Source organism: Vibrio sp. WZ-1 (genome assembly GCF_052037695.1).
GTDB lineage: Bacteria > Pseudomonadota > Gammaproteobacteria > Enterobacterales > Vibrionaceae > Vibrio.
On sequence record NZ_JBQEQR010000059.1, the window covers coordinates 1 to 13885 of the forward strand.

At 45.7% G+C, this 13885-nt stretch carries 9 protein-coding genes; 5 read left to right on the forward strand and 4 right to left on the reverse strand.

The annotated features are described in order from the left end of the window. Positions 1-205 precede the first annotated feature (205 nt). Positions 206-739 carry a tRNA adenosine(34) deaminase TadA gene (tadA, locus tag ACTS60_RS05425; RefSeq protein WP_440887426.1) on the forward strand — a complete coding sequence of 178 codons (534 nt, stop codon included), beginning with the start codon at positions 206-208 and terminating at the stop codon, positions 737-739. A 63-nt stretch (positions 740-802) separates the two neighbouring features. Here the strand turns inward: tadA and ACTS60_RS05430 are convergent, their stop codons facing one another. Both ACTS60_RS05430 and mltF read right to left on the reverse strand, forming a co-directional pair. After that, positions 803-937 carry a hypothetical protein gene (locus ACTS60_RS05430; protein WP_010446281.1) on the reverse strand — a complete coding sequence of 45 codons (135 nt, stop codon included), beginning with the start codon at positions 935-937 and terminating at the stop codon, positions 803-805. Between the two features lie 285 nt (positions 938-1222). Beyond that, positions 1223-2827 (reverse strand): membrane-bound lytic murein transglycosylase MltF, encoded by a 1605-nt coding sequence (mltF, locus tag ACTS60_RS05435; protein ID WP_440887427.1) that lies wholly within the window; start codon positions 2825-2827, stop codon positions 1223-1225. 599 nt (positions 2828-3426) lie between these two features. On the opposite strand from mltF, the gene purL reads away from it, so the two are divergent. Both purL and ACTS60_RS05445 read left to right on the forward strand, forming a co-directional pair. Continuing rightward, positions 3427-7350: a phosphoribosylformylglycinamidine synthase gene (gene purL / locus ACTS60_RS05440; RefSeq protein WP_440887428.1), complete on the forward strand. Its 3924-nt coding sequence runs from the start codon at positions 3427-3429 to the stop codon at positions 7348-7350. Between the two features lie 219 nt (positions 7351-7569). After that, a complete protein-coding gene (locus tag ACTS60_RS05445) occupies positions 7570-7878 on the forward strand; it encodes a DUF3622 domain-containing protein (protein ID WP_440887429.1) in 309 nt (102 codons plus the stop codon). Positions 7879-7975: 97 nt separating this feature from the next. Here the strand turns inward: ACTS60_RS05445 and ACTS60_RS05450 are convergent, their stop codons facing one another. After that, positions 7976-9046 carry a succinylglutamate desuccinylase/aspartoacylase family protein gene (locus ACTS60_RS05450; RefSeq protein ID WP_440887430.1) on the reverse strand — a complete coding sequence of 357 codons (1071 nt, stop codon included), beginning with the start codon at positions 9044-9046 and terminating at the stop codon, positions 7976-7978. Between the two features lie 330 nt (positions 9047-9376). On the opposite strand from ACTS60_RS05450, the gene ACTS60_RS05455 reads away from it, so the two are divergent. Continuing rightward, positions 9377-9916 carry a DUF3332 domain-containing protein gene (locus ACTS60_RS05455; RefSeq protein ID WP_010446291.1) on the forward strand — a complete coding sequence of 180 codons (540 nt, stop codon included), beginning with the start codon at positions 9377-9379 and terminating at the stop codon, positions 9914-9916. Between the two features lie 70 nt (positions 9917-9986). Here ACTS60_RS05455 and ACTS60_RS05460 read toward each other — a convergent pair whose 3' ends face one another. Beyond that, complete coding sequence (locus tag ACTS60_RS05460; RefSeq protein WP_440887431.1) at positions 9987-11459, reverse strand: aminoacyl-histidine dipeptidase; 1473 nt, start codon at positions 11457-11459, stop codon at positions 9987-9989. Positions 11460-12492: 1033 nt separating this feature from the next. Between ACTS60_RS05460 and ACTS60_RS05465 the strand changes: the two genes are divergently transcribed. Next, positions 12493-13782, forward strand: coding sequence for an NCS2 family permease (locus tag ACTS60_RS05465; protein ID WP_038886921.1), 1290 nt, complete (start codon positions 12493-12495; stop codon positions 13780-13782). Positions 13783-13885: the final 103 nt, after the last annotated feature.

Sequence of the window (13885 nt, forward strand, 5' to 3'; positions counted from 1 at the left end):
TCTCGTCTCTCGTCTCTCGTCTCTCGTCTCTCGTCTCTCGTCTCTCGTCTCTCGTCTCTCGTCTCTCGTCTCTCGTCTCTCGTCTCTCGTCTCTCGTCTCTCGTCTCTCGTCTCTCGTCTCTCGTCTCTCGTCTCTTTCCCTTCCCCTCTTTGAAGGTTAAAATCCACTTTCCATAACGACCAACCCCAAATACCGGAGCCCCTTTTGTCAGATACTCAGTTTTCCCCTCAAGACGAACTATTTATGCGCCGCGCGATGGAGCTTGCTGAACAAGCTGAAGCCGAAGGGGAGGTGCCAGTTGGTGCTGTATTAGTTAAAGACGGAGAGATCATTGCAGAAGGTTGGAACCGCTCAATTTGCTCGCATGATGCAACGGCACATGCCGAGATCCAAACTTTGCGTAAAGCGGGTGAAGTATTAGAGAACTACCGCTTACTCGATACCACGCTCTATGTGACCTTAGAGCCATGCCCGATGTGTGCTGGTGCGTTATTACACAGCCGAGTGAAGCGTGTTGTTTATGGAGCTCCAGATTTAAAAGCAGGCGCAGCAGGGACGGTATTGGACTTATTTGAAAGCCAAGCGGCATATCATTATGCAACGGTAGAGAATGGTTTATTAGAGGAAGAGTGCCGAACTCAATTGCAAGCTTTCTTTAAGCGTCGTCGCAAAGAAATTAAAGCCAAGAAACAGGCGCAAAAAGCGTTAGATAATGAGCAGGAAGCGAAGGGAGAATAGGTCCCGAAGGGAAGAGTCCGTTTAGCAAACATCTACTCTGCAGCAGATGTTTGCTTCAAGTTTTCAGTGGTTCACTAGGTGAACAAAAACACGGTTACGTGCACTGACTTTTTTCTTCATTGTTGTAAGCTTGCGCTTACGGCGGTTCGCAGCCACTGTCTTATTCAAACGTTTTGACTGCACTCTGCGTTTTCTCATAATCAGAACCTCTTGCAGACAACGAACACTCTCTCCCCCTGACTTAGCGGGGCGTCTGATTCATGATCAATAGATGACATTCTTGTGATGCATTCTTACCGATGATGGTGACATCAGATTGAGGAGAGGTGACCAAAAGAGTTTATCCTTTCTGCTTGTTCAGTATTGGTATGGTACTCAATATCCTTACAAGGTAGATAAGCTCGAAAGAGCGGATTCTAGATAACTTTTTTTGTTGACTCAATAAAAAAATAGCGAGCTGTGAGCTCGCTATTTTCGAAAGGTTTATTCTGTACTAGGAGGCGGTGAGGTTTCCGCATTTGGAACCGAACTTTGCTCCAAATCAGATTTCATTTCTTCTGCATCTGATTCTTGATCTGCGATGGTTTCCACTGCTCCAGAAATTAGCAAATTTGGATCAAGTGGCGGTATGACTTGTAGATCTTCTGTATCTTCATCGATGACAGGTTTTTGACTTACGTGGCCAATGATTGATTGGTAGTAACGACGAATGTTTTCTACGTAGTTACGCGCTTCATCTCCACGGGCGTATCCATAACGAGTTTGGCTGTAAAAACGCTTTTGACGAAGCAGCGGTAGGCGCTCTTTTACATCTGCCCAAGCATTTGGATCGCCGCCTTGCGCTTTGGTCAGGCGTCTTGCATCCATCATATGGCCGTAGCCTACGTTGTAGGAGGCTAGGGCGAACCAGATTTTCTCGTGCTCATTTATTGAATCAGGCACTCGCGCGACGATACGACGCAGATATTCCACACCACCACGCACGGACTGTTCAGGATCAAGGCGGTTAGTTACACCAACACTTTTTGCTGTAGGCAACGTTAACATCATCATACCCCGCACACCTGTCGGTGATTTTGCAGCAGGTTTCCAATGGGACTCTTGGTAAGCTAACGCGGCAATTAAGCGCCAATCAAATTCTTCACCGTATTTCTGGAACAGCGGTGCCCATTTTGGCAAGGTGTTGTCCAATGCGCGAATAAAGGCTCGAGTGTCTACGTAGTCAAAGGCTTCAATGTGACCGATGTATTTTTCTTCTAACGTTGCTAACTCACCAGATTGTTTAATGTTGCCAAAGAATTCGATCAACATTGCGTATAAGCTTTCATCTTCAGAGCGACGTGTAAACCAAGATACAGGCTGGTCTTCTGTCAATTCAAAGGCTTGAGCAAGGTCAGGATACAGTCGCTGAGCTAAAGAAAGCTCTACCGAATCAGTCACAGTAAATCGGAGTTCACCTGTTGATACTTGTTTTAGTAGATCACGGGTATCTGCATCACCAACAATTTCGAATTGAAGCTCAGGGTATTCTTTTTGCAGTGCCGTTAATGTTGGGACAAATTGAGATTGCTCTACGATTTGTAGCGTTTCTGCACCTGCATTGGTTTCTTCATCTTCTGCTTTGTCGTCTTTCGATTCTTGATAGTTGATAAGTTGATCAATATCGCGTGGGCGAAGCTGGCCTTTCTTATACACAACTTGTTGACTTACGTAGTAGTACGCTGGGCCCGGACGAAAACGTTGCACTGCTTGAGAAGTTTGGTTTAACCCAGTTGCGATGATATCGATATCCCCTTTCTTTAGTGCAGGGAATAACTCAGCTTGGCGAAAAGCAGGCTTAATTTCCAACTTTACACCTAGTTGCTCAGCAAACTTACGTGCTAGTTCGTAATCCAAGCCAGCCGGACCATCGGGACCAATGTAATAGGAAAGCTGGTTGTTGAGCGTGCCAACGCGCAGAACTCCCCGATCTTGGATTAGCTCGAACTCACTCTTAGGCTCCGATTCAATCTGGCAAGCAGAAAGTAAAAGCACAGAGGTGAAAAGGAGGGCGATGCGCTTGAATCGGTTGAACTGACTTATTTGCATTAATTGGGTACGTCTCGATAAATTCTAGTTGCCTTTATATCAAAGCGTGCAAGTCGGGCAAAGTGAATCAGGCAGATAGAGTGCGACATTGTGTGTTTTATCGACATTTTAACGCTATAACAAGTTACCTTGAGTGCTTGGTTCCTCGAGAATGACTTGGTTTGAAACCGAGGCAACCATTTGAAGATCTAGTGGTTCTCAATTGAAAATCGTTAACGAAGTATATGACCAAGTCTCCGTGATTATGAATTGGTGTCCGTAACAGAAACGTAGTTGTCGTCAAACCATTTGGAAAGAGCCGGCTATTACCAAGTTGTTTTCCTTGAGCTTGAATCAGTAACAACGCTCTGAACCCTGCACCTTGCAGTCATTTCGGTATAAATCAAATTTGACAAAAAAAATGACGCAAACGGTTGCTTTTGGTGTTACATCACAAAAACAATTGCTATATAATGCGCTCGCAACCAAGAGGTGGAATCGGCATAGGTTTGCAAACCTTCGGGAATAGCTTCGAAGTAAAACAGTTTAACCCACTGAATTTATTCCAATATCACCTCAGGTCAATAGACCTTAACCAATTGCATAAGAGACCTAAGCACATGAGAATTTTTCGTGGCTCCCCAGCTCTATCTGAATTTCGTGTTAACAAGCTTTTAGAGCTTTGTCGTGAACTAAGCTTGCCTATCACTGGCATTTACGCGGAGTTTGCTCACTTTGCTGAGCTATCAGCAGATCTAGATGATCAAGAAGTTGAGAAACTAGAAAAACTACTGACTTACGGTCCAACAATTGAAGAACATACGCCAGAAGGTTTGCTTCTGCTCGCGACTCCACGACCGGGAACAATTTCTCCATGGTCTTCTAAATCAACTGACATTGCTCGCAATTGTGGTTTGGGTAAAGTTGTTCGTCTTGAGCGTGGTACTGCTTACTACATCGAGACATCCGCTGAGCTTTCAGAGCTTCAGTTGGTTGAACTAAAAGCGATTCTTCATGATCGAATGATGGAAGTGATCTTCACTGATTTCGATTCCGCACAAGCACTATTCCAAGTTGCGGAGCCTGCACCAGTTGCGGACGTTGACCTATTAAACGGCGGCCGTGCTGCGCTTGAAAACGCAAACGTTACCCTCGGTCTTGCCCTAGCAGATGATGAAATCGAATACCTTTACGATGCGTTCGTAAATAAGCTAGATCGCAACCCAACCGACATCGAACTGATGATGTTTGCACAGGCAAACTCAGAGCACTGTCGTCACAAGATCTTCAATGCAGATTGGACTATTGATGGCGTTAAGCAAGAGAAGTCTCTGTTCAAAATGATCAAGAATACCTTCGAAACTACGCCAGAAAACGTACTGTCTGCATACAAGGATAACGCAGCGGTAATGGTTGGCTCAGATGTAGGTCGTTTTTTCCCGAACCCTGAAACTCGCCAGTACGGTTACAGCCAAGAGAAAGCTCACATCCTAATGAAGGTGGAAACGCACAACCACCCAACGGCTATCTCTCCTTGGCCGGGCGCATCGACTGGTTCAGGCGGTGAAATCCGCGACGAAGGTGCGACTGGTATTGGTGGTAAGCCAAAAGCTGGTCTGGTTGGCTTCACTACCTCTAACCTACGTATTCCTGGTTTTGAACAGCCATGGGAAACAGATTTCGGTAAACCGGGTCGCATCGTTAACGCTCTAGACATCATGCTAGAAGGCCCACTTGGTGGCGCGGCGTTCAACAATGAATTTGGTCGTCCAAACCTACTTGGTTACTTCCGTACTTACGAAGAAAAAGTTAACTCTCACGCAGGTGAAGAGGTTCGTGGTTACCACAAGCCAATCATGATTGCCGGTGGTATGGGTAACATCCGTGACGAGCACGTGCAGAAGAAAGAGATCCCAGTAGGTGCAAGCCTAATTGTACTTGGTGGTCCTGCAATGAACATTGGTCTTGGCGGTGGTGCTGCTTCTTCAATGGCATCTGGTCAATCAGCAGAAGATCTAGATTTCGCATCAGTACAGCGTGAAAACCCTGAGATGGAACGCCGCTGTCAGGAAGTGATCGACCGTTGTTGGCAGCTTGGTGATGCTAACCCAATCGCATTCATTCACGATGTTGGCGCAGGCGGTATCTCTAACGCACTTCCTGAACTTGTTGACGATGGCGAGCGTGGCGGTATCTTCCAATTGCGTGGTGTACCAAACGATGAGCCGGGCATGAGCCCGCTAGAAATCTGGTGTAACGAATCTCAAGAACGTTACGTAATGGCAGTTGCTCCTGAGAACATGGAAGTATTCGATGCAATCTGTAAGCGTGAGCGTGCACCATACGCAGTTGTTGGTATCGCAACAGAAGAACGTGAACTGAAACTTGAAGATTCACACTTCGACAACACACCAATCGACATGCCAATGGATGTGCTTTTAGGTAAGACGCCTAAAATGCACCGTGATGCGAAGACACTGAAAGCGAACAACCCAGCGGTTAACCGTGATGGTATTGAGTTAAACGAAGCGGTAGACCGCGTACTACGTCTACCAACGGTTGCAGAGAAAACATTCCTTATCACTATCGGTGACCGCACCGTAACTGGCCTTGTAGCGCGTGACCAAATGGTTGGTCCATGGCAGGTTCCAGTTGCCAACTGTGCGGTAACAGCAGCAAGTTACGACACGTACCATGGTGAAGCAATGTCGATGGGTGAGCGTACGCCAGTTGCTCTACTAGACTTCGGTGCATCAGCTCGCCTAGCGGTTGGTGAAGCAATCACAAACATTGCAGCGACAAACATCGGCGATATCAAACACATCAAACTGTCTGCAAACTGGATGTCTCCAGCAGGTCACCCGGGTGAAGACGCAGGTCTTTACGAAGCAGTGAAAGCCGTGGGTGAAGAGCTATGCCCAGCACTTGGTCTGACTATCCCTGTGGGTAAAGACTCAATGTCTATGAAGACTAAGTGGGAAGAGAACGGCGAGCAGAAAGAAGTGACGTCTCCGCTATCTCTAATCATCACGGCGTTTGCTCGTGTTGAAGATGTACGTAAGACAATCACTCCGCAACTTCGCACTGACAAAGGTGACACGTCACTTGTTCTTATCGACCTAGGTAACGGTCAGAACCGTCTAGGTGCGACTGCACTGGCACAGGTTTACAAGCAGCTTGGTGATAAGCCAGCAGACGTAGACAACGCAGCACAGCTAAAAGGTTTCTACGAAGGTGTTCAAACACTAGTAGCAAACGACCAAGTAGTGGCTTACCACGATAAGGGTGACGGTGGTCTATTCGTGACTCTTGCTGAAATGGCATTCGCGGGTCACTGTGGTGTGAAAGCTGATATCGCAGGCCTTGGCGAAGATGCACTAGCGGCGCTATTCAACGAAGAGCTAGGTGCGGTACTACAGGTTAAGAACGAAGATTTAGACGTTGTTCTTTCTACACTTGCTGCAAACGGCCTTGAAGAATGTTCACATGTTATTGGCTCTGTAGTTGGTGAAGGGGCTGCGTCTGATGAGCTAGTGATTACTTCAGGTGAAACTGTTGTTCTAGAGCGCAACCGTACTGAACTACGTACTATCTGGGCTGAGACGACGCATAAGATGCAAGGTCTACGTGATAATCCAGCATGTGCTGACCAAGAGCACGAAGCGAAGAAAGACAACTCTGATCCAGGTCTAAACGTGAAGTTAAGCTTCGATGTGAACGAAGACATCGCAGCACCTTACATTGCCGGCTCTATGATAAACAAGGGCGCTAAGCCTAAGATGGCAATTCTGCGTGAGCAGGGCGTTAACTCTCACGTTGAGATGGCAGCGGCATTTGATCGTGCTGGCTTTGAAGCAACTGATATTCACATGAGCGACATCCTAACAGGGCAAGCCGTGCTAGAAGAGTACCAAGGCCTAGTGGCTTGTGGTGGCTTCTCTTACGGTGACGTACTAGGAGCAGGTGAAGGTTGGGCGAAGTCTATCCTGTTCAACGAGCAAGCTCGCAACCAGTTTGAAGGTTTCTTCCAGCGTGAAGATACCTTCTCTCTAGGTGTGTGTAACGGCTGTCAGATGTTATCGAACCTGAAAGAGCTAATCCCAGGTGCAGACCTGTGGCCGCGCTTTGTTCGCAACGAATCTGAGCGTTTCGAAGCACGTTTCAGCCTAGTTGAAGTTCAAAAGTCTGATTCTGTATTCTTCGACGGCATGGCAGGTTCTCGTATGCCAATCGCAGTTTCTCATGGTGAAGGCCGCGTAGAAGTACGTGACGCTGACCATCTAGCGGCGATTGAAGCGTCAGGTACGGTTGCAGTTCGTTACGTGGATAACCAAGGTAATGCTACGCAGCAATACCCGAACAACCCGAATGGTTCGCCAAACGCTATCACAGGCCTAACGACTCAAGATGGCCGTGTGACTATCATGATGCCGCACCCTGAGCGTGTATTCCGTACAGTGGCGAACTCATGGTCTCCAGAAGGTTGGGGCGAGAATGGCGCTTGGATGCGTATGTTCCAAAACGCACGTAAGAACATCGGTTAATCCAGTTAATCCATGAAATAGAAAAAAGCGCAGATCCGAAAGGTCTGCGCTTTTGTTTTAACCAAGAAAAATGCTCATATAGCATTAAAAAAGTCGCGCAAAGACGAATCAATTGTGCTCTAATACCGCGCTTACCAAGGGATGGTGTTAAACAGCTCAGCTTAGATGGAGTTATCAAGTTGACCGAATCCCTGATTAATCCCTTAGGAAATGAAAGAAATGTCTAAAAATCCAAAATTTGCTATCCGCGTAACTGAAAAACGTAACGGTTGGAGCGCAGAGATCACTCGTCAAGTGACGTCTCGTAAAACTGCAGTATCAAAACGTGAAACTGGTTTTGACAGCGAAGAGAAAGCACAAGCTTGGGCTGAGCAAGAGCTAGCTGGCTTTGTTCAAAACCAAGTAGTTCGCAACGAGCGTAAAGCTGCACAACGTCAAGAGCGTGAAGCAGAGCAACTAGCGGCAAAAGTTCGTAAAGAAGAAGCTCGTCAAGCTCGTGAAGCAAACGTAGATACTGACGAAGAGTAATCGCTATCTGCTAGGTGGCATTTTTGCCATCGATGATGAATAAAAAAATGCCCTGAGTATATCTCGGGGCATTTTTGTTTGAGTGGAGATTAAGAGGTTACTGCTGGGTATCTAGCGGGATTTGGCCCGTCGTTACTTGGTCAACATCAAACTCAGTAAGCTCCTCAATGTAGCTTTCAACCGCTTGCTCTACCATTTCATCGTTTTGTTTGAAGTACGCGATATGGAAAATTGCATCGCCTTCGTTCACAAGTGGTAGCGTTTGTTGGCCAATAACGATACCGCCTTTTGGCGCTAAGAGTTCAAGCTCATCGTGACCAAGAGGGGAGCTGATATAAGCCAGCGTTTCGCCTTCTTCTACTTTGTCACCTAAGTTAACAACGGTACGCAAAATTCCGTTACCAGATGCACGAACCCAGCTGGTGGATTTCGCAATAATTGGTTCAGGCAGTTTCTTACGGCTCGCACGTAGCATACCGATTGCTTGCATCACACGTTGAACGCCCAGTACACCAGCGCTGATGGATAGTGGATCAAAGCGTAGAGCTTCACCCGCTTCATAGGTCAGCACAGGGATATCGCATTTCTCTGCTTCGCTTCGCAGAGAACCGTCACGTAGAGCTGAGTCTACGATTACTGGTGTTGCAAATGCTTTTGCAATACGCAGTGTCTCGGGATTACTCAAGTTCGCGCGGATCTGTGGCAGGTTAGTACGGTGAATCGCACCCGTGTGAAGATCCAAAATATAGTCACAACGCTTGGCGATGTTATTGAAGAAGCCATGCGCCATACGTGATGCCAATGCTCCTTTCTCACTGCCTGGGAAGCAGCGGTTTAGGTCACGGCGGTCTGGTAGGTAGCGCGATTTATGGATAAAGCCGAACACGTTCACGATAGGCACGGCAATCACGGTACCTTTCAGCTTTGCAGGATCCAATTGGTTGATCATCTGACGAACGATCTCTACGCCATTAAGCTCATCACCATGGATCGCGGCATTCACCATAAGTACAGGACCTTCTTGCTTACCGTGGATAATTTCCACAGGGATAGAAAGCGGTGAGTGCGTGTAAAGCTGCGCTGCTTCAAATTCAGTTTCTAATCGCTGCCCTGGTTGTACTTGATGCCCGAGTAGCTCAAATACTTTGCTTTTTTTACTTCTGGCCATAAACCATCTCTGTCAAATACGTTATCAACAATGTAACAACTGGTTCAAAATCACACTAATCATTCTTGTTGATGTGACGAAAAAAAGAATTTGTCGACATGGTTAAAATATCGACATGCGTGCAATTTGTGTATGTTACTTTGGGTTGTTTTTGTTTTAATTGAAAGATTTGTTCGCCTTGTTTTTTGCGTCTCATTCATTGAACTAATGTGGCTGTGTTAAATTTAATACATCAATTTTTTTTGAGAAAAACAGACTTTTACCTTGAGTTTTTATCCGCTAATATCCCCGCCGAATTTTTGACCTAATACCATTTAACTAGAGGTTTTGATGAAAAAGGCGATCGCTAAAATTGGCGCACTGACTGCTGTTGCAGTTTCTCTTTCTGGCTGTGTAGGCAGCAACGCAGTAACGGGCTACGTTATGGGCTTTAACTTGAAAGCTGTAGATAACCGTTACGCTCGTGGCGGCCTAAACATGCTAATGGCGCCAGTTTACGGTGTTGCTATTGCAGCTGACTACATCGTGTTCAACTCACTAGAGTTCTGGACTGGCAAAAACCCGCTAAACGGCAAGCCACACATCTTTGACACTAAGATGGATACTTACATCGATGTAAACCATCAGTTAGATAAGTCTCTAACGACGGCACCAATTGGTCCTCTAACGAACAACCGCGTTATCGAACAAGGTCAAATGCAGCAGCTTGACGAAAACACAGTACAAATGGACATCACTTACAACAACGGTGAAAAAGCGACGCTAATGGGTGTGCGTGAAGGTGATTTCGTGACTTACTACATCGATGGTGAAGTAGTAGCGAAGACTTCTATGGATGAGCTAGCAGCTTACGCACAAACTCGCGCGTAATTTACAAATAGCTTGTAATAAAAAAGGGTGCCTCGGCACCCTTTTTCGTATTTGTCGTATCTGATTCGGATTACGCTTTTTCTGGAATCGCTTCCAGAAGTGCAACCATTTGATCCCAGAACAGTTGAACGGTATCAATCTTCACTTTCTCATCTGGAGAGTGAGGGAACTTGATTGTTGGACCGAAAGAAACCATATCCATGTTCGGGTAAGGTTCTTTGAACAGGCCACATTCAAGACCAGCGTGAATAACCATGATGTTTGGCTTGTTTCCGTAGATGCCTTCGTACATATCACGGAAGATCGCCATGATTTCTGAATCTGCGTCTGGTTTCCAGCCTGGGTAAGCGCCAGAGAAACTAATTTGAGCACCAGCAAGTTCAGCTACTGATTGAAGCATACCTTCAACTTGGCTACGACCTGAATCGATCAATGAACGAATTAGGCAAAGAACCGTTACTTTGTTCTCTTCTGTTGTGATAACACCAACGTTAAGTGATGTTTCAACCACGCCTTCTACTTCGTCACTCATTCGCATTACGCCGTTAGGGCAAGCATTCAATGCAGCGATGAAACGTTGTTGGTCTGCAATCGCAAACACTTGTGCATCTGTTGTGATTTCTTCGTTGAAAGTCACGATGTCTGTTTCTACTTTACCAAGTTCAGTTTTTAGTAACTCAGTGTAGTAGTTGAACAGTTCTGCTAGCTTATTTTGATTCTCTGCTGGTAGAGCAACCGTCACGAAAGCTTCACGAGGGATCGCGTTACGTAGGCTACCACCACGGAATTCAACAAGGCGAAGATCCAACTCTTGTGCATGGCCCGCTAGGAAACGAGCAACCAGTTTGTTTGCGTTACCACGGCCAGTATGGATGTCACAACCAGAGTGTCCACCTTTTAAACCTTTCAGTGTTAGCTGACGAGTAACAAAACCTGCTGGGATTGCGTCACGAGTAATGTCGAATGTCATTGCGCCATCGATACCGCCAGCACAACCCATGTACACTTCGCCTTCTTGCTCTGAATCCGTGTTTAGAAGGATGTCACCTTCTAACCAACCTTCCTCGAGACCAAATGCACCTGTCATGCCCGCTTCTTCATCAATAGTCAGTAGCACTTCGATAGGGCCGTGTTTGATTTCAGTAGAAGCAAGAACTGCAAGACAAGAAGCCATACCGATGCCGTTGTCAGCGCCAAGTGTTGTGCCTTTTGCTGTTACCCATTCGCCATCAATGTATGGCTGGATTGGATCTTTCGTAAAGTCGTGGTCAGTGTCTTCGTTCTTTTGCGGCACCATATCGATGTGCGCTTGAAGAACGACGCCTTTTTTGTTTTCCATGCCTGGTGTGGCTGGTTTCTTAATGAACACGTTGCCAGTTGTATCGCGGCGTACGTCAAAACCCTGCTCTGTCGCCCAAGTAACAATGTACTGCGCTAGGGCCTCTTCATGTTTAGAAGGGTGAGGGATTGAACAAATCTTATCGAAAAACTGCCAAAGTGGAGCAGGTGATAAGGTACTGATTTCAGAATGGAATTCAGACACGGAAGACTCCTTTTGATGTGCTTTGCCAAATTTAAACCGTAAATACATTGAGTGTTTAGCAATAAATGCTATTTGGTTTTGGCTTTTGAATTGGCACCAAGCATACCACCAGATTAGAGGGGCGAGTAGTCGAGGTCGAAAGGAAATCACTATGAGCTGTCACAGATTCTGAACAGTACAAAATACACTTATGCAACAAGGTTTATTCTGTTGGAATGAATTTAAGAATTTAATTCACAAAACTGTAATTAACTTACAGTTTTTATTTGATATGGATCAATTTAAATAAAAAGTGTGAGTTTAGTCACTTTAATGCTTGTAATTAAATTTCTTGGTGGTATATTTGTAACCAGCTTCTGAGAGAAGAATGAAATGCTCAAAGGATGAGTCCGTTTATCGCCTCCAAGGAACCGAGAAATCAACCAAATTGACAGTATTAATTGATTTAGAAGGTGATATTTATGAAAGGTTTACCAAGTGCAATGTTCTGGAACAGCAAATCTGTTTACACCGGTAACTTTGTATACCCAACAAGCTTTGGTTACTAATTGAAGCCAACGCATGTGACTCGAACAAGTTTGTTCACCCCTATAAATTGGAATTTTTTTTCAGTGCATAGTGCTGACATGATTCACCGCCACTCAATTTGAGTGGCGTTTTTTTATCTACTACTCCCAATATCGACCACTTTCTCACCACCAAGCTTCTATTCTGCTATTACATCTTCGTCTTATTTCACGTGCCGACCAATTCTGTGGGTATTTAACAGCTAAAACCGTGGGTTTGCGTTTGAAAGTTTAATACATTGTTCAGTTTGTACACGTTGGGGCGGATAGAACGTAACTCTGTTAGTTATTGTTTATTAAGACCTAAACTTCCCGTCTGTTAAAAAAGCTAGCGAATAAGTTTCATATCCAAAGAAAAAAATCCTGTTAGAGTGAAAATTCTATCTGGAATTTGTTATTTGATAACTTTATAATTCGAGCCAATCGATTACGCAACCGTTTACTTTTTACCTTTACAGGATTCGATCATGCTCGAAAGGCTCTTTAAACTTAGTGAAAATGGCACCAACGTGCGCACTGAGATCATCGCAGGTGTCACAACCTTCCTAACCATGGCTTACATTATCTTTGTAAACCCAGCGATCCTTGCTGATACTGGTATGGATCGTGGTGCCGTGTTCGTTGCGACGTGTCTTGCGGCGGCTATTGGCTGTTTCATCATGGGCTTAGTAGCAAACTACCCAATCGCTCAGGCTCCAGGCATGGGCCTAAACGCGTTTTTCACATACTCAGTTGTACTTGGTATGGGCTATACATGGCAAGTGGCACTAGCAGCAGTATTCGTGTCAGGTTTGCTGTTTATTTTACTGAGTATCTTCAAGATTCGTGAATGGATCATCAACTCGATTCCACTTTCTCTACGTACTGGTATCTCTGCGGGTATCGGTCTTTTCCTTGCTTTCATCGCGCTGAAAAACGCAGGTATTGTAGTAGATAACCCAGCAACGCTAGTTTCAATGGGTAACATCACGTCACTACCTTCTGTACTTGCGGCGATTGGTTTCTTCATGACGATTGCATTGGTTCACCGTGGTGTGAAAGGTGCGGTTATGATCGCTATCCTAGGTGTGACGATTCTTGGTCTTATCTTTGGTGACGTTCAATGGGGCGGCATCATGTCTACACCACCAAGCATCGCGCCAACTTTCATGCAGCTAGACTTCTCTGGTCTGTTCGAAGTGGGCATGATCTCAGTGGTGTTTGCTTTCCTATTTGTTGACTTGTTTGATACCGCTGGCACGCTAGTTGGCGTTTCACAAAAAGCAGGTCTGACTGACGAAAACGGTAACATTCCTCGCCTAAACAAAGCACTGCTTGCTGACTCAACAGCAACGTCAGTGGGTGCTCTACTAGGTACATCAAACACGACTTCATACATTGAGAGTGTTTCTGGTGTCGCTGCTGGTGGTCGTACAGGTCTTACGGCAGTAGTTGTTGGCGTGCTGTTCCTTCTTGCTCTGTTGTTCTCGCCATTAGCGGGTATGATCCCAGCTTACGCAACTTCTGGTGCACTATTCTACGTTGCTATCCTTATGCTTTCTGGTCTTGTTGGTATCGACTGGCGCGACCTAACAGAAGCTGCGCCTGTTGTAGTAACGTGTTTGGTAATGCCGCTGACTTTCTCTATCGCAGAAGGTATCACGCTGGGCTTCATCGCTTACGCGGCGATCAAACTGTTCAGTGGTAAAGGTCGTGAAGTTTCGATGAGTGTGTGGGTGATGTCTGCAATCTTCATTGCGAAGTACATTCTAGGCTAACTTCAGCCAATGAAAGAAAAGCCAGTGTGGGCTCAGAGTTCACACTGGCTTTTTATTTGCGTTTTTTGTGTGAGTAGTTTCTACGCAATTTCATTCACTTCTC

Excerpts from the sequence above, each read along its gene's own strand:
- purL (WP_440887428.1), top strand. The coding sequence starts at position 3,427 with ATGAGAATTTTTCGTGGCTCCCCAGCTCTATCTGAATTTCGTGTTAAC.
- ACTS60_RS05430 (WP_010446281.1), bottom strand. The coding sequence starts at position 937 with ATGAGAAAACGCAGAGTGCAGTCAAAACGTTTGAATAAGACAGTGGCT.
- ACTS60_RS05445 (WP_440887429.1), top strand. The coding sequence starts at position 7,570 with ATGTCTAAAAATCCAAAATTTGCTATCCGCGTAACTGAAAAACGTAAC.
- ACTS60_RS05465 (WP_038886921.1), top strand. The coding sequence starts at position 12,493 with ATGCTCGAAAGGCTCTTTAAACTTAGTGAAAATGGCACCAACGTGCGC.
- ACTS60_RS05455 (WP_010446291.1), top strand. The coding sequence starts at position 9,377 with ATGAAAAAGGCGATCGCTAAAATTGGCGCACTGACTGCTGTTGCAGTT.
- ACTS60_RS05450 (WP_440887430.1), bottom strand. The coding sequence starts at position 9,046 with ATGGCCAGAAGTAAAAAAAGCAAAGTATTTGAGCTACTCGGGCATCAA.
- mltF (WP_440887427.1), bottom strand. The coding sequence starts at position 2,827 with ATGCAAATAAGTCAGTTCAACCGATTCAAGCGCATCGCCCTCCTTTTC.